Genomic DNA, 17490 nt, shown 5'->3' with positions numbered 1-17490 from the left:
CTTAAATAAGAATCTATGTATCGTTACGTTTTTCTAAAATTTCTACTGCTGGTAATACTTTTCCCTCTAAAAATTCTAAGAAAGCACCTCCACCTGTAGATATATAACCCACCTTATCCGCAATATCAAATTTAGCGATAGCAGCTAAGGTATCTCCGCCTCCAGCAATAGAGAAGCCAGAAGACTCAGCAATCGCTCGAGAAATGGTTTCTGTTCCTTTGGCAAACTGATCAAATTCAAAAACGCCTACTGGTCCATTCCACACAATAGTACCTGCCTTTTTAATGATTTCTGCTAAGATATTCGCTGTTTCAGTACCAATGTCAAAAATCATTTCATCCTCAGCCACCTCTGTCGCTTTTTTGGCAATTGCAGGGGTAGTCGCAGCAAATTCTTTTCCAACCACAACATCTGTCGGGATAGGCACCGTAGCACCACGTTTTTCCATTAAATCAATAACAGCTTTGGCTTGCTCAATTTGGTCTGGCTCCGCCAAGGATTTACCGATAGAAAGGCCTTTTGCCAACATAAATGTATTGGCAATACCACCACCCACAACAAGTTGGTCTACTTTTTCTGCCAATGACTGGAGAATTGATAACTTAGTAGATACTTTTGAGCCACCAACAATCGCCACTAATGGACGTTTTGGATCTTTTAATGCACGCCCCAAAGCCGTTAATTCAGCTTCTAATAAAGGACCAGCACAAGCAATCGGCGCAAACTTAGCTATACCATAAGTCGTTGCTTCTGCACGATGGGCTGTACCAAACGCATCATTAACATAAATATCACACAAAGAAGCCATTTTTTTAGCGAGTTCTTCGTTATTTTTCTTCTCACCAACATTTACACGGCAGTTCTCTAATAAAACAACTTCCCCTGCTTGTACCTCAACACCATCTACCCAGTTTTGTACAAGCGGTACTTCTCTACCAAGTAATTCTGACAAACGCTTTGCTACAGGCTTTAATGAATCCTCCTCATTTAATACGCCTTCTGTAGGACGCCCTAAGTGCGATGTAACCATCACCGCAGCACCAGCATCTAAAGCCATCTTAATGGCAGGGATTGATGCTTTAATTCTTGTATCTTCGGTGATCTGTCCTTGTTCATTGAATGGTACATTTAAATCTGAACGAATAAATACTTTTTTATTTTTTAATTCACCCGACTTTGTAAGTGAGGATAATGTTTTAACATTTAGCATTCTGACACTCCATTTTATTTTTTGAATTATCGTTGAAATTAGAAAAAAGGCTCCCATTCATTGTATGAGAGCCAATATGTATAGGTTAAACGACGAAATTACTTAGCATTCATCATAGCGACTGTCGTATCTAACATACGGCAAGAAAAGCCCCACTCATTATCATACCAAGCAGATACTTTTACTAAACGACCATTAACCTTGGTTAACGTAGCGTCGTAAGTACTAGACACTGCCGTATGGTTAAAGTCTGAAGACACTAATGGATCTGTATTAAAGGCTAAGATACCTTTTAATGCACCCTCAGATGCGTCTTTTAATACTTTATTAATTTCATCAATATTAGTATCACGTTTTGCAACAAACGTTAAATCCACCATAGAAACATTAATTGTTGGCACACGTACCGCATAACCATCCAACTTACCATTTAATTCTGGCAATACGAGACCAACGGCAGCGGCTGCACCCGTTTTAGTTGGAATAAGGTTGGTTGTCGCAGAACGAGCACGACGTAAATCTTTATGACGTACATCAATCAACACTTGGTCATTAGTGTAAGCATGGATAGTTGTCATTAGACCATTTTCGATGCCAATCGCATCTTGTAACGGTTTAACTAATGGGGCTAAGCAGTTTGTTGTGCAAGAAGCGTTAGACACTACTGTATGCTCTGCTTTTAATACATCATGATTAACACCATAAACAACAGTCGCATCCACATCCTTACCACCCGGCGCTGAAATCAACACTTTTTTAGCACCAGCCTGTAAATGTAAGCCAGCTTTTTCTTTTGAAGTAAAGGCTCCTGTACATTCAAGTACAACATCTACATTTAAATCTGCCCATGGTAATTCTAATGGATCACGAGTACTAAACAAACGAATACGGTCACCGTTCACCACCATATAGTCACCGTCCAATGAAACGTCTGCATTAAAGCGACCATGTGTCGTATCATATTTTGTCAAATGTACATTAGTTTCTGCAGAACCTGATGCATTGATAGCCACGATTTCGATATCGTGTTTTTTACCATATTCATAGTGTGCACGTAACACCATACGTCCGATACGACCATAACCATTAATCGCTACACGAATAGCCATTTTTTTCTCCTAATTTATAAAATCTCTTTGACTTTTTGGGCAATATTTTCGGCAGTTAATCCAAAATACTTGAATAACGCACTAGCTGGTGCAGACTCTCCATATGAGTCTATTCCAACCACCGCCCCTTGACGTCCAACATATTTATACCATGCACCAGAACAACCTGCTTCCACAGCTACGGCTGGTAAATTTAGTGGTATAACTTGTTCTTGATAATCTTTTGTTTGACAATCAAATACATTTGTACTAGGCATTGATACTACTCGAGTATTAATACCTTCTTGTGACAATAATTCTTGTGCTTTAAGAGCAAGCTCTACTTCTGAGCCAGTAGCAATAATCACAGCTTTGGCATCAACGGTATCTTTAAGAATATACCCACCTTTAGCCACGTCAGCAGCTGTTTTCTCATCTCGAGTAACAAAAGGCAAGTTTTGACGTGACAACAATAATGCACTTGGACCACCATTCTTGACTTGCATACCCAAACTAGCAGGACGACTAACGGCTGATTGCCATGCCACTGCCGTTTCATACGTATCACAAGGACGCCATACATCTAAGTTAGGAATGAGACGTAAACTCCATGCATGCTCAATAGATTGATGCGTTGGACCGTCTTCACCAAGCCCAATCGAATCATGCGTAAATACATGCACAACTCGTTGTTTCATTAAGGCTGCCATACGAATAGCATTACGAGAATAGTCAGAGAACGTTAAAAACGTACCACCATAGGGTAAGAATCCACCATGTAATGCGATACCATTCATAATGGCAGCCATACCAAACTCTCTTACACCATAATTAATATGACGACCTAACTGAATGCCACTATCACCTGCTCGTACAGGAGCAACACCCTTCCAATCGGTAAAATTTGAGCCTGTTAAATCAGCTGACCCACCTAAGAATTCAGGTAAAATTTGCGCTAAGGCAGTAATAGCAAATTGTGAAGCCTTGCGACTTGCTACTGTTTCAGCTTTATTAACGGTTTCTTCCAAATAGTTGTTATATTGTGCAGCAAAATCAGCGGGTAATTCACCTTGCATACGCCGAGAGAAGTCAGCCGCCAATTCTGGGTAAGCTTGCTGATACGCTACCCATTGTGTATTCCAAGCATTTTCTTGCTCAGCACCTTGTTTTTTGTGGCACCACGCTTGCATAATATCAGCTGGAATCTCAAACGGTGCATTTGTCCAACCTAAAGATTCACGTGTTGCGGCAACTTCTGTCGCACCTAATGGAGAACCATGAACTTTCTCTGACCCTTGCATAGTAGGTGCGCCTTTGCCAATCACTGTCTTACAACAAATTAATGTTGGACCAGCACCTGATTTTAGGGCATTGTCTTTGGCGGCTTGAATTGCCGCATCGACCGCATCAATACTATGACCATCTACATCACGAATAACATTCCAACCATAGGCCTCAAAGCGTTTTGGCGTATCGTCCCCAAACCACGAGGAAACTTTACCATCAATGGAAATACCATTGTCATCGTATAACACAATTAACTTGCTTAACTTTAATGTTCCTGCTAATGAAAAGGCCTCATGTGAAATACCTTCCATCAAACAACCATCCCCCGCAAATGCGTAGGTAAAATGATCAACGATAGCGTGACCTTCACGATTAAACTCAGCAGCTAACAATGCCTCTGCTAATGCAAAACCAACTGCATTCGCAATACCTTGACCTAATGGACCCGTTGTTGTTTCTACACCAGCCGTAATCCCAACTTCAGGATGGCCTGGCGTTTTTGAGTGTAATTGGCGAAAATTCTTTAACTCACTTATTGGTAAATCATAACCAGTTAAATGTAGCAAAGAATAAATAAGCATAGATCCATGACCATTAGATAAAACAAAACGGTCTCGATTAAACCATTGGGGATTAGTAGGATTATGCTTTAGATGACGATGCCATAAAGCCACGGCAATTTCTGCCATACCCATTGGGGCGCCTGGATGACCAGAGTTAGCTTGTTGAACAGCATCCATTGATAATGCACGGATAGCATTAGCCAAAACCGTTGGCTGAATAGTCGATTGTGTGTTCATTTGAGTCCTGTTAGGTCTGACAAACTTTTTCAACGTATAATTTTAACACTTGTAAACAATTTTATTTGACTGATAATGACCTTACCACGTTTTTTCTGCCCTATTCCAATTGAAAATAACTCTATTATTGCATTACCAGCTACGGTGGCTCATCATGCAGGTAGAGCATTACGGCTACGAGAAGGTGACCGTATTGTGCTATTTAATGGTAAAGGTGGAGAATATGAAGGGATTTTGCGATTTAACAAAGGTGAAGCTTTAGCAGAAATTGATTGCTTTCGAGATACGAATAGAGATTTATCCACAAAAATTACGCTTGTTCAAGCACTCGCTTCTGGTGATAAGATGGATTGGATTATTGAAAAAGCGGTTGAAATGGGAGTCTCACAATTTATTCCCATCCAAGCGGAACGCTCTGTGTTGCAACTATCGGGAGCACGTCTAGAAAAAAGACAATTGCATTGGCAAAGTATTATCCAATCAGCAAGTGAACAATGTGGACGCAATACACTGATGACACTAACACCAGTAGTTGCTTTAAAAGACTGTTTTGTATTTTTACAAGACACACTAAAGCTTGTGGCTGACCCTGAGGCAGCACAATCATTAACCACTGTGCTCTCTGAACAAAAACCACATAGCTTAAGTTTTTTTATTGGTCCAGAAGGAGGATGGTCAAGTAAGGAAATTAACACTATTGTTCAACAAGACGCTTTAGCCATTCGCTTTGGTGAGCGTATATTACGCACGGAGACAGCTGGAATTGCCCTAGTCAGTGCTAGTGCTAGTTTACTCAATCTAATTTAAATACCCACTCTCTTTATTCATAACACAAGTGGGCGTACATAACTACTAATTACTCTGCGGCCTCAGCATATTTTTGAGGCTCAACACCCGGTTCTGGCGCACTTAATTTACCTGCATGCTCAACAACGAATGCAAAAATTTTCTTATGTTCTTGGGCATTTTTTACCACTTCATTTAATATTAAAAATATTTCTGCAACATCGGCTTTTAAACTAGGGTCGGCTGAATGCAACTCTTGAACCCATAACACGCAACCTGCTTTTTGTTCAGCAACAGTTTCCACTAAACAATCATAAAATGCGTCCAAATCTTTACCAAAAAATACAGGGTAATCAACTCCTTTAGCAAACGCCCTTAACAACGCTGATAAGTTTCTAGCTTTAGAGCAATCTATGGTAAACATTGCCAAACCCATTTCATCTAGTTGATTAAGCAACTCGTCTTGTTTGTTAAGCCATGCTTTGGGCAGCTCACCACCTTGCTCAATTTCCTGCTTAGGGGTCAATTTTTTTGCCATTAGTCCTCCTGTTTCGGGTGCAGTTTATTTTCTTTTAAAGAAATGTAATTGTTTAACTACCTCAACGTCAATAATTTTTTACAAAAAATTCTCAGCTAGTAATAATTTTTTTAATAGCCGAGAACTTCAGCGTTGCTACCTTAGTGATTAGTTACCATCTTTACGCGTGTTAGCATCAACCACAGCTAATGCAGCCATATTAACAATACGTCTCACCGTAGAGCTCGCCGTTAAAATATGTACTGGTGCACTTGTTCCTAATAAGAATGGACCAATGGCAACATTACTGCCTGCGCTCACTTTTAATAAATTATACGCAATATTACTTGCATCCACATTAGGGCAAATTAATAAGTTTGCTGCACCTTTTAATGGACTATCTGGCATAACGCGTTGACGTAATTTCTCATCTAATGCCGTATCTACATGCATTTCGCCATCAATTTCTAACGTAGGATCCAACTCTCTAGCAATCTCTAGTGCATCACGCATTGTTTGCCCAGAACTTGGTTTATCTGTACCATAGTTTGAACTTGAAACAAGTGCTACCTTAGGATCCAATTGCAAGTAACGCATTTCTCGTGCAGACATAACCGCTATCTCTGCCAATTCTTGTGCATTTGGTTGAGCATTAATGTGTGTATCGGCAATAGCAATCATAGACTCTTGCGTCAAGATAATATTCATCGCAGCATAAGTTGATACACCCGGTGCTTTACCTAATACTTGATCAATTAATTCTAAATGATTACTATAACGACCGATAGTGCCACAAATCATACCGTCAGCTTCACCAAAGCGAACCATCAATGCACCTACCAAAGTAGATCGACGACGTACTTCTAGGCGTGCAAATTCTTTGGAAACTCCACGACGACGCATGATTTCCCAATATTCTGTCCAATAACGGTTATAGCGCTCATCATGTTCGCTATCCACAACTTCCACGTCTTTATCCAAATCAAAACGTAAGCCATAGCGTTGAACACGAGTTTTAATAACAGCAGGACGACCAACAAGAATCGGCGTACATACTTTTTCATCAACCAAGACTTGAATTGCTCGTAGAACGCGCTCATCCTCTCCTTCAGTAAAGACAATACGATCTTTACCACCTTCTTTTTTGAACCGTCTCGCCATAGAAAAGATAGGTTTCATAAATGAGCCAGAGTAATACACAAACTGTTGCAACTGTTCAGCATAAGTTTGTAAATCCTCAATAGGACGAGTCGCGACCCCTTCATCCATTGCTGCTTTAGCCACAGCTGGTGCAATACGCACAATTAAGCGAGGATCAAATGGTTTAGGTATAAAATACTCTGGACCATATGATAAGCCTACTGTTCCATAAGCCGCAGCAACTACTTCATTTTGCTCTTCTTTCGCTAATTTACAAATAGCATAAACAGCCGCTTTTTCCATATTCCGCGTAATAGTGGTTGCACCCACGTCTAATGCACCACGGAATATATAAGGGAAACAAAGCACATTATTCACTTGGTTAGGGTAATCTGAACGTCCTGTTGCCATCACCACATCACCTCGTGCCGCTTTAGCATCCTCTGGTAAAATTTCGGGGTTAGGATTTGCTAAAGCGAGGATTAATGGGTTAGATGCCATCATTTTAACCATTTCTGGCTTGAGCACATTACCTGCCGATAAGCCTAAAAACACATCCGCATCAACAATAATTTCTGCTAGTGTGCGCTTTTCTGTCTCTTGTGCAAAACGCTCTTTGTCAGGATCCATCAAGGTTGTACGTCCTTTATAGACAACCCCTTCAATATCCGATACCCAAATATTCTCAATAGGTAGCCCCATATCAACCATTAGGTCTAGACACGCCAATGCAGCAGCACCTGCACCAGATACCACCACTTTAACCTCGCTAATATTCTTGCCAACAACACCCAGACCATTGATAAATGCCGACGTAACACAAATCGCTGTACCATGTTGATCGTCATGGAACACTGGGATATTCATTTTTTTGCGGAGTTCACGTTCCACATAGAAACATTCCGGCGCCTTAATATCTTCTAAATTAATGCCACCAAATGTAGGCTCTAACCCTGCGATTATTTGTACTAATTTTTCAGGGTCAGTTTCATTAATTTCAATATCAAAGACATCAATACCAGCAAATTTTTTGAATAATACAGCTTTACCTTCCATTACAGGCTTAGATGCCAAAGCACCAATATTTCCTAAGCCAAGAACCGCCGTACCATTACTAATTACGCCAACTAAATTACCTCGGCTGGTATATTGAACTACATTAGCTGGATCTTTGACGATTTCTTCACAAGCAGCAGCCACCCCTGGTGAATAAGCAAGTGCTAAATCGCGTTGATTAGATAATTGTTTTGTCGGTACTACGGTAATCTTACCGGGTCGCCCCGCCTTATGATACTCCAAGGCTGCTTGGCGTAAAGTGTCTTTCATCATTAATTCCTGTGAGGTCAATATTTTTTATAAGCTTAAATCATACTAAAAAATTCAACCTTTGTGTATAGAGACGATTAGGTCTGATAGGGTTTTATCAACTCCGTGCCGTAAAACTCAGTCTTTTGGGGCGAGGGACGTCAAAAACTACCGAATAAACTACCCGATGACCTCATCATCATACAAAAAGATACCCGTAGGATCAAAAAGCCCTTTTATTCTGTCATTGATGCGAGCAATACTCTCCGAATCAGCACACTCCTCTTCAGGTAGCTGCGCTTTAAGTAATAGTACATCTTGTGGAATTTTACGAATTACCCATTGTTGTACCCAAATTATACGCCCCTGATGTCCCTGAAAAAAACGTGCAATATTGATATCCACCAGGTTCTTTTTCAACGAATCTAGACGATAACTATACGGCCAATAATCACTTGCTAACTGTGTTTCTACGCTATCCTCCCTTAGTAATTCAAATAAATTGGGGATACAACGACTTAATATAGGCACTGAGAGGGCTGAACGATCATCCACACCAAATCCACCTACAACAGCTTGAGAACCATCAGCAAAAATGGCATTGATTCTTTCTACCCCTGATAAAAAACTAAAATAAGGTCGGCAATCATGGTAAAGAGGACTAGCAAACCATTGTGCAATCGTCATCTCCGCAGGAACCCGGCTAAATTGATAATAACCAAGCGCAAGTAACTGCCCTGCTGTCACCGAAGGTTGTGCTAGGCATGCTTGTTCTCCTAATTCCTCAATTATATTTAACGATGGACTAAATTGCACCATGAGCAAATCACGGGTATGGACCGTTTGAGGGGAGGCAAATCCATCAAGTACCATAGCAACCTCATATTCTCGACATAACGCATAAATATGCTGTATGTCTGCCAATCGATAGATACATATTTGAGCAGCGTGATAAGCCTCATTAAGACCATCTAACCGTTTAAAGTCACCCCGTACAGTTCGTTGTAAGCGATGACAAAAAAGATCCCAAGGGGTTTCTGGCAATACCCCTGAACGACCAAACTGTAAAAATGAACGCCTATCCATACCTAGCATTTTTCAACTAAAAAGATAGCTAATTTTAACGAGTTTCTCTAATAAAACCCACAACAAAAGCACAACAAACTAAAATGTAGCATTACTTCTTACCACCAACGATAGTGTTATTATTGTTATGTTAAATGTTGCTTCTAGAGTACATCAGGCAGTTACCTTTCAAGCCGTAGAAATAACCAAACAAGCACAAGCCTTGCGTGAACAAGGCAAAGATATTATTAGCTTAGGTATTGGTGAACCTGATTTTACCGCTCCACCAATTGTTGTAAATACTTTGCACAAAGCCGCTTCTGCGGGGTTAAGTGGCTATAGCCCATCATTAGGAATTACACCTTTACGGATGTGTATTGCTGATTATTACAACAAAGAGTTTGGTACATCTATTACTCATGAACAAGTCATTGTGACCACTGGTGCTTCTGGTGCATTATCACTAGCGTGTATGGGTCTCCTCAATCCTGGTGATGAGGTATTAATGCCTGACCCTTATTATCCGGCCAACTTTAATTTTATTCTATGCACAGGTGCAACCACAAAGCTCATTCCTTGCTATCCAGAGGAACGCTTTCAATTAAGTGCAGACTCAATTGCGGCAAATTGGAGTGATACAACCAAAGGCGTATTAATCGCTTCTCCAAGTAATCCTACCGGAACAAGCATTACCGAAGATGAATTAAAAAAAATACTCGCTTTGGTTAAATCAAAAAATGGTTTTGTTATTCTTGACGAAATTTATCTAGGCCTAAGCTATGACGGTAAACCTAAATCTGGGCTTGCTTTGGATGATGACATTATCATTATTAATAGTTTTTCTAAATTCTTTAATATGACTGGTTGGCGTCTTGGTTGGATTATTGCGCCCAAGTATTTTGTACCTCACCTAGAAAAACTAACCTCAAGTTTAAATATTTGTGCCCCTACCATCGCACAGCACGCCGCCATTAGTTGCTTCAGTGACGAAGCCATGGCAATTTATAATGAGCGTAAGCTAGCATTCAAAGAGCGCAGGGACTACCTATTACAAGCACTATCAACGTTAAATCTACCAGTTCCAGTCAAACCTGACGGTGCTTTCTATATTTATATTGATATCAGTGCTTATTGCGACGATAGCATGATCTTTTGCCAACGCTTACTTAATGAAGCTGGTGTGGCGGTGACTCCAGGATTAGACTTTGGTCCAACATGGGCAAAGAAAATGATTCGAATTTCTTACGCTACATCGCTTGACCGCTTACAAGAAGCCATCGCTCGTTTACAAAAATTCTTACCCACTTTATAAGGTATCGGTGTGAAATACAAAGATTTACGTGATTTTATTGCCCAATTAGAACAAAAGAACGATTTAAAAAAAATTAATCTACCTGTTTCTACACGCTTAGAAATGACTGAAATAGGTGATCGTACCTTAAGAAAAGCAGGACCCGCCCTTTTATTTATCAATGCACAGCATAATGGAAAAACAGCTAACATGCCTGTGCTCACTAATTTATTTGGTACACCAAACCGTGTCGCTTGGGGGATGGGGGCTGAGGATATCTCGGCATTAAAAGATATTGGTGAATTATTAGCCACACTGAAAGAGCCCGAGCCACCACGCAATTTAAAAGATGCATTTGGTAAGGTCTCCATGCTGAAATCGGCGTTGTGGGATATGCAGCCCAAAATGTGTCGTACAGCACCTTGTCAAGAAATCGTTTTAGAAAAAGATCAGGTTGATTTAAATCAGTTACCCATTCAAGAATGCTGGCCTGGTGATATTGCTCCATTAATTACATGGGGATTAGTCATTACCAAGGGACCTAATGCCAAACGACAAAATTTAGGCATTTATCGCCAACAGTTAATCGGTAAAAATAAACTTATTATGCGCTGGCTATCCCATCGTGGTGGTGCATTAGACTTTAGAGACCATTGTTTAGCGAATCCTGGTAAACCATTCCCTATTTCAGTTGCCTTAGGGGCTGACCCTGCTACTATTTTGGGGGCTGTTACACCAGTACCAGATAGCCTATCAGAATACCAATTTGCTGGTCTGTTGAGAGGTTCCAGAACTGAGCTTGTTAAATCAATCGGCAATGATTTATCTGTACCCGCTTCGGCAGAGATTGTTTTAGAGGGACATATTCTACCCTCTACTCATCCAGATGCTAAACCATTTACTGTTCCACCCGGGGTTTCTCCTCCTAAAAATACTGACTATGAAGTTGCCTTAGAGGGACCTTATGGTGATCACACAGGCTACTACAATGAACAAGACTGGTTCCCAGTTTTTACTGTTGAGCGTATTACTATGCGCAAAAATCCTATTTATCATAGTACCTATACAGGCAAGCCACCAGATGAACCTGCTGTCCTAGGCGTTGCTCTCAATGAAGTTTTTGTTCCATTATTACGCAAACAGCTTCCAGAAATTATAGACTTCTACCTACCTCCTGAAGGATGTAGCTATCGTCTAGCAGTAGTATCTATCAAAAAACAATATGCTGGTCACGCCAAACGCGTTATGTTTGGTGTTTGGAGTATTTTGCGTCAATTTATGTACACAAAATTTATCGTTGTCGTGGACGATGATATTGATACACGCAATTGGAAAGAAGTAATCTGGGCAATGACCACGCGCATGGATCCTGTTCGTGATACGGTATTAGTAGAAAATACGCCCATTGATTATTTGGACTTTGCTTCACCTATTTCAGGTCTTGGTGGCAAAATGGGCTTAGATGCTACCAATAAATGGCCTGGCGAAACCTCTAGAGAGTGGGGAATACCGATTACTATGGACGAGACAACCAAATCTCGTGTAGATAGTATTTGGCAAGAGTTAGGGCTGTAAGTATCAAAATTAATATTGTGCACTACGCCCATAATGAATGTTTAATTTATGGGAGTAACTCATTTAGATAATTAAATGTTTATAACTGAGTTATATTTCTGATTTAGACTCTGGCAGTTCTTGGGACTGCATTAAATACTTTTGTGCGACCTCTTTTAGATAAGGTATTTGGTTTAAAAGATTCGGTATATGCTCCTGAGTAGCCATCCACACTAAATCTTCCTTAATATTAAAATAACCATGCACTAACTGATGTCGCATACCTGCTATTTGTTTCCATTCAATTTTTGAAGCTTGCTCAAGAAATTTGGGATAATCATTTTTTAAAACTGTACTTATCTCACCTAAATAAATAAGATTTAATGTTACAGCCTGAAGAGTTTTTATATCTGCCAAAAACTCTTCTTTTGTCATATCGTTAACATATTCTAAAATTAAAGACGCATATTTTTCAATATCCAAAATGCAATGGTCTATTCTAAGCTCCGACCGTTTCATACTTGAAATGCCTCTTTGAAAATTTCAGGTTTAAATTTTTCAGGAATTGATTGTTCCTCAACTAAATCAAATTTGTGACCAAAATACTCCTCTAAATCAGAATATAATCCACCTAACTCAAATACTGATGCATTTGGCTTTGCAGATACCAGAAAATCAATATCGCTATCTTCTCTATCTTCGCCACGGGCAACTGAACCAAAGACCCTTAAATTAGATAGTCTCGGATGATTTTTAAGAAACATTTCCCTAATCGCATCTCGATTAGCATAAAAAACTTCTGAGGGTCTCATATTATCTCCTTACTTATACAGATATTTTATATGAACTATAAGCCAGTTATAAAAGGTCTCTGTATATCAACCATGATATACAGTGTAGCCAAACACACTTTGATGAAAAATCCCTAAAGAATATTTTTCAAAATAGCTAACATTTAACGCAAAGCATATCTGGTAGAAATACATCCCTGAATACCTAATTAAAAAGACTGCAATCTGTTAAATACAGACGACAGCCCTAAGCACATTAATACATCACGTTTTCAAAGCAAATTACTTCTTAAATCGATTATAAATAAACCAAGAAGCCGCACCTAATCCTAATGTCCGAATAATGGCATTATCTACTTTTGTTAATCTTAATAACGTCTTAGCAATACCTAAGCTTAAACCGGGGTATTTTTGTAAATAGTGAAAAACGCTATTAGCTTTTGGCATCATATCAGCAAACACATTTGCACTTGTATTAAGAACATTTGACTTGATTGCTTCAGGTGTTAGTCCCTGCTTTAGATGATGCCAATCTGCTTTAACTTGTAAGCGATCAATATGCGCTTTAGTGAGTAAAGCCTGCAATGCTAAGTCTTCATCATGATTAGACATGGCTCTCTCCCTCTTTTTCTGTTAATCGCTCTGCTACTACGACAGCATCTGTAGGGTGATTGGATTTAAACGTCGCAATATCATCTTTGAGAGTTGCTACGGTGTACTTAAATGGAGGCTTTGTACTAAAACTATTTTTTCGCATACAAATGATACAAATAGCTGATATCAATAAATAAGCAAAAAACATTCCCCAAACAGCGGTATGTCTATAAGGTGTATCCCAAAAATACACTGCCACAGCTACGCTTAATGCTAGTACGGCAAACACGGCAAATAAGAATGCCACGACGCCAAGAATTATCGTTGAAACAACTCTAGTTTTTTCTTGTGATAATTCCACGGCGAATAGTTTGGCACGCGTTTCGCTAAACGATGCCAAACTACTCACTAAATAAGCAAAATCTCGTTGTAAGCTCATAAGCTTCTCATTGACTTATTTACGACCAATGATAATACCTAGTAATAATGCCGCAATACTCACTGCTCCTACAGCACGCCATGGATTATCATAGACATACGTATTTGTGGCATTAACAGCCTCTTTAGTACGCTCGACAACTTCTTCTTTCTTCTCTTCAAAACCCTCTTGTACAGAGTTCAAAAGCTGCTTAGCACGCGAACGAAGTTCATCAGCTTTTTCATTGCCAGCTTTTGATGCTTGATTTAACAATTCCTCAGCATCCTCTACTGTCTTACGCAAATGAGCTAATAACTCTTCTTCTGTCGATGTTTTACGGGTTGCCATATCAATCTCCTTTATAAAATTTAAAATGAAGCACAATTAACTCAATTATTTTTTAAAGCTAAAAGCAAATTAAATTATCGTTGCTGTACTTCTATAATAGGGCCGAATGTAAAAAAAACAAGTATTATTCGAATTTTGTTACATATTAGCACTATTAGTCACAGCAGGATTTGAACCAAATCAATCTTCTTTTTGACGAGTACCAAATAAGCGATCACCGGCATCGCCTAAACCAGGAATAATATAGCCATTTTCATTAAGACGCTCATCAATGGCGGCTGTATAAATATCGACATCAGGATGTGCTGCTGTCACTTTTGCAATACCTTCTGGTGCTGATACCAATGTCAACGCTCTAATCTCTTTACAGCCAGCAGCCTTTAACATATCAATAGTCGCAATTAAAGACCCCCCAGTTGCTAGCATCGGATCAATAATTAACGCCAAACGCTGATCTAGTTCTCCCACTAGTTTTTTGAGATAAGTTCCCGCCTCTAGTGTCTCCTCGTTGCGAGCTATCCCTACAGCACTCACCTTTGCACCAGGAATTAAGTTCAGTACACCATCAAGCATACCAATGCCTGCCCTTAAAATAGGGACTACAGTCACTTTTTTACCTGCAATTTTTTGTACGTTGACTTCACCACACCAGCCTTCAACTGTTGTTTCCTCTAGCTCAAAATCCTTGGTGGCTTCATAAGTCAATAAAGTAGTCACTTCTTGTGCTAATTCTCTAAAGCTTTTTGTGCTTAGTTCCGCTTTACGCATAAGACCCATTTTGTGCTTAACCAAAGGGTGTTGGATTTCTTGAATAGCCATTAAAACTCCAAAAATAAACCACATCAATAACTTCCTAAATTCTAGCATGTAAACAGCATTTGAATATAGTAATAGCGAAGAATAATTGACAAGATAATCAATAGAAATCAACCCTATTCATCGTCTTTCTTTACATATTTAGAATGATGTCTATAACAATTTATTTATTCTTGGAAAGAAAGTATTAAAAGTGAGCATCTAGAATTTTATATAATGATTGCTTTGTTTTTGCTTCGTTTGTACCAAACACTTTGATGATAGATCCAAATTTGCACTTGGCTGACTTTGATTATGAGTTGCCTACAGAATTAATTGCCCAAAAGCCGACAGCTCAGAGAACGCAAAGTCGTCTGCTACGTATTGATGCTCAGCGTCATTGGCACGACCATCATTTCATAGACTTACCCTCTTTTTTAAAACCCAATGATTTGCTTGTCTTTAACAACACAAAAGTCATTAAAGCTCGCTTATTTGGCACAAAAGAAAGTGGTGGAAAAATTGAAGGATTAGTCGAACGCATCCTAACGCCTACTCAGGCACTGATGCATATAAAATCCAGTAAATCACCAAAACCTGGTAGTAAGATTATTTTTGCTAATGCCATAGAGGCCACCGTACTAGGTCGTCAAGACGATTTATTTGGGGTAGAGTTTGCGGTAGATATACTCACAACGCTAGACCAATATGGCTCATTACCTCTGCCACCTTATATTCAACATGCGGCAGATGAGCAAGATTCAGAACGTTATCAAACTGTTTATGCCAGTCCTGTAGGTGCTGTAGCTGCCCCCACGGCTGGCTTACACTTTGATGAGCAAATGCTAGAAACACTAAAGCAGCAAGGCATTAATACCTCTTTTGTGACATTACATGTGGGTGCTGGTACATTTCAACCTGTACGCGTAGATAAGATTAGTGATCATATCATGCATGCAGAATGGTACGAAGTTTCTGAAGAAACCGTCGCCGCTATTAAACACTGCCGTGATCTTGGGGGGCGAGTCTTTGCTATTGGCACAACTAGCGTCAGGGCACTAGAATCTGCCGCTATCCAAGCCGGAACTATTGAAGGCAAACGTATTCCCAAACCTCATCGTGGCGACACACGTCTATTTATGACGCCTGGTTTTGATATCAAAGTGGTGGATGGCTTATTAACTAATTTCCATCTTCCTCAATCCACCTTATTAATGCTCGTATCAGCCTTTATCGGTATTGACAATATGCGTGCAGCCTATGCATATGCCATTGAACAAAAATACCGTTTCTTCAGTTATGGCGATGCGATGCTTATTGAACCTACTTTTTAAATAATAATTATGTCTGGACTTAGTTTTAATTTAATCAATACAGAGGGTAAAGCACGCCGTGCTAGCATGACGCTCAATCATGGTACGGTACAAACGCCTATGTTTATGCCTGTAGGGACGTATGGTAGCGTTAAAGCCATGCTTCCTCACGAATTAAAAGAAATTGGCTCTCAAGTCATTCTAGGTAATACGTTTCATTTATGGTTACGCCCAGGTACAGATGTTATCGATAAACACAATGGATTGCATGGGTTTATGCAATGGGATAAGCCGATACTGACTGACTCAGGTGGTTTCCAAGTATTTAGTTTGAGTGACTTGCGTAGCAAAATCTCAGAAGAAGGCGTAAGATTTTCCTCTCCTATTGACGGCGCCAAATTATTCCTCACACCAGAAGAATCTATGCGTATTCAACGTTCGCTCAATTCTGATATTGTGATGGTGTTTGACGAATGTACACCTTATAAAATTGGTGATCGTCCTGCCACTCATGAAGAAGCGGCCAAATCAATGCGTATGTCATTACGTTGGGCAAAACGCTCTAAAGATGCCTTTAATGCACTAGGCAACCCTAATGCCCTCTTTGGCATTGTTCAAGGGGGAATGTTTGAAGATTTGCGTGACGAATCACTTGCAGGTTTAACAGATATAGGCTTTCATGGCTATGCCATCGGAGGTTTATCGGTTGGTGAGCCCAAAGAAGATATGGAACGTATCTTAAACCATCTCGCCCATAAACTACCTGAAAATGCTCCCCGTTACCTAATGGGGGTAGGAACACCTGAAGACTTAGTCTATGGTGTATCCCAAGGTATTGATATGTTTGACTGTGTTATGCCCTCTCGTAACGCACGTAATGGTTGGTTGTTCACACGGTTTGGCGATATTAAAATTCGTAATGCTCGTTATAAGGACGATACTCGCCCACTCGATCCTACTTGCCATTGCCATACTTGCCAACACTTCTCTCGTGCCTATTTGCACCATATGCAAAAAGCCAATGAGATTACCGGTGCTCGCTTAAACACCCTACATAATTTGGCTTTCTATCTACAAATTATGCAAGAAATGCGCGATGCCATAGAGCATGGTAACTTTGAAGCATGGAAAGAACAATTTCATAAAGATAGGGCAAAAGGCATAGAGTAGTCGATAAACGGCTACAAT

At 39.8% G+C, this 17490-nt stretch carries 17 protein-coding genes; 5 read left to right on the top strand and 12 right to left on the bottom strand.

Features of this window, described 5'->3' with window-relative positions; all coding sequences use genetic code 11:
• Positions 1-13: 13 nt before the first annotated feature.
• The 3 genes from BQ4443_RS05950 to tkt form a co-directional block, all read right to left on the bottom strand.
• Entirely contained in the window at positions 14-1210 is a 1197-nt protein-coding gene (locus BQ4443_RS05950) for a phosphoglycerate kinase (RefSeq protein WP_071058364.1), read from the bottom strand.
• 98 nt (positions 1211-1308) lie between these two features.
• Positions 1309-2319: a type I glyceraldehyde-3-phosphate dehydrogenase gene (gene gap, locus BQ4443_RS05945; RefSeq protein WP_023951892.1), complete on the bottom strand. Its 1011-nt coding sequence runs from the start codon at positions 2317-2319 to the stop codon at positions 1309-1311.
• A 14-nt stretch (positions 2320-2333) separates the two neighbouring features.
• Positions 2334-4385, bottom strand: a complete 2052-nt coding sequence (gene tkt, locus BQ4443_RS05940) for a transketolase (protein WP_071058363.1) — start codon at positions 4383-4385, stop codon at positions 2334-2336.
• Positions 4386-4460: 75 nt separating this feature from the next.
• On the opposite strand from tkt, the gene BQ4443_RS05935 reads away from it, so the two are divergent.
• Positions 4461-5192 carry a 16S rRNA (uracil(1498)-N(3))-methyltransferase gene (locus BQ4443_RS05935; protein WP_071058362.1) on the top strand — a complete coding sequence of 244 codons (732 nt, stop codon included), beginning with the start codon at positions 4461-4463 and terminating at the stop codon, positions 5190-5192.
• Between the two features lie 49 nt (positions 5193-5241).
• Here BQ4443_RS05935 and BQ4443_RS05930 read toward each other — a convergent pair whose 3' ends face one another.
• The 3 genes from BQ4443_RS05930 to BQ4443_RS05920 all read right to left on the bottom strand — a co-directional run bounded on the left by BQ4443_RS05930 (position 5242) and on the right by BQ4443_RS05920 (position 9219).
• Positions 5242-5709: a barstar family protein gene (locus tag BQ4443_RS05930; protein ID WP_071058361.1), complete on the bottom strand. Its 468-nt coding sequence runs from the start codon at positions 5707-5709 to the stop codon at positions 5242-5244.
• A 147-nt stretch (positions 5710-5856) separates the two neighbouring features.
• Positions 5857-8154, bottom strand: coding sequence for an NADP-dependent malic enzyme (locus BQ4443_RS05925; protein WP_071058360.1), 2298 nt, complete (start codon positions 8152-8154; stop codon positions 5857-5859).
• Positions 8155-8313: 159 nt separating this feature from the next.
• Positions 8314-9219 (bottom strand): hypothetical protein, encoded by a 906-nt coding sequence (locus tag BQ4443_RS05920; RefSeq protein WP_071058930.1) that lies wholly within the window; start codon positions 9217-9219, stop codon positions 8314-8316.
• A 127-nt stretch (positions 9220-9346) separates the two neighbouring features.
• On the opposite strand from BQ4443_RS05920, the gene BQ4443_RS05915 reads away from it, so the two are divergent.
• Together BQ4443_RS05915 and BQ4443_RS05910 are read left to right on the top strand one after the other, a co-directional pair.
• Positions 9347-10510, top strand: coding sequence for a pyridoxal phosphate-dependent aminotransferase (locus tag BQ4443_RS05915; protein ID WP_071058359.1), 1164 nt, complete (start codon positions 9347-9349; stop codon positions 10508-10510).
• Between the two features lie 9 nt (positions 10511-10519).
• On the top strand, positions 10520-12064 hold the full coding sequence (locus BQ4443_RS05910; protein WP_071058358.1) for a UbiD family decarboxylase: 1545 nt from the start codon (positions 10520-10522) through the stop codon (positions 12062-12064).
• Positions 12065-12154: 90 nt separating this feature from the next.
• Here BQ4443_RS05910 and BQ4443_RS05905 read toward each other — a convergent pair whose 3' ends face one another.
• The 6 genes from BQ4443_RS05905 to upp form a co-directional block, all read right to left on the bottom strand.
• On the bottom strand, positions 12155-12562 hold the full coding sequence (locus BQ4443_RS05905; RefSeq protein ID WP_023952296.1) for a HepT-like ribonuclease domain-containing protein: 408 nt from the start codon (positions 12560-12562) through the stop codon (positions 12155-12157).
• Entirely contained in the window at positions 12559-12855 is a 297-nt protein-coding gene (locus tag BQ4443_RS05900) for a nucleotidyltransferase family protein (RefSeq protein WP_023952298.1), read from the bottom strand. Before BQ4443_RS05900 ends, BQ4443_RS05905 begins: the two co-directional genes overlap by 4 nt.
• Before the next feature lie 261 nt (positions 12856-13116).
• Entirely contained in the window at positions 13117-13446 is a 330-nt protein-coding gene (locus BQ4443_RS05895; RefSeq protein WP_023952300.1) for a hypothetical protein, read from the bottom strand.
• Positions 13439-13867, bottom strand: a complete 429-nt coding sequence (locus tag BQ4443_RS05890; protein WP_071058357.1) for a phage holin family protein — start codon at positions 13865-13867, stop codon at positions 13439-13441. The genes BQ4443_RS05895 and BQ4443_RS05890 overlap by 8 nt, the downstream gene beginning before the upstream one ends.
• Before the next feature lie 15 nt (positions 13868-13882).
• Positions 13883-14194, bottom strand: a complete 312-nt coding sequence (locus tag BQ4443_RS05885; RefSeq protein ID WP_071058356.1) for an ElaB/YgaM/YqjD family protein — start codon at positions 14192-14194, stop codon at positions 13883-13885.
• A gap of 180 nt (positions 14195-14374) precedes the next feature.
• A complete protein-coding gene (upp, locus tag BQ4443_RS05880; protein ID WP_031274782.1) occupies positions 14375-15013 on the bottom strand; it encodes a uracil phosphoribosyltransferase in 639 nt (212 codons plus the stop codon).
• A 254-nt stretch (positions 15014-15267) separates the two neighbouring features.
• Between upp and queA the strand changes: the two genes are divergently transcribed.
• Both queA and tgt read left to right on the top strand, forming a co-directional pair.
• Positions 15268-16323, top strand: coding sequence for a tRNA preQ1(34) S-adenosylmethionine ribosyltransferase-isomerase QueA (gene queA / locus BQ4443_RS05875; protein WP_023952309.1), 1056 nt, complete (start codon positions 15268-15270; stop codon positions 16321-16323).
• A 9-nt stretch (positions 16324-16332) separates the two neighbouring features.
• Positions 16333-17472, top strand: coding sequence for a tRNA guanosine(34) transglycosylase Tgt (gene tgt / locus BQ4443_RS05870; RefSeq protein ID WP_071058354.1), 1140 nt, complete (start codon positions 16333-16335; stop codon positions 17470-17472).
• The last annotated feature ends 18 nt before the right edge of the window (positions 17473-17490 follow it).

Origin of the sequence: Pelistega sp. MC2, from assembly GCF_900099475.1 — a bacterium.
Classification (GTDB): Bacteria; Pseudomonadota; Gammaproteobacteria; order Burkholderiales; family Burkholderiaceae_B; genus Taylorella; species Taylorella indica.
Note: the sequence above shows the minus strand (reverse complement) of the source record. Positions and strands in the feature narration are given on the sequence as shown.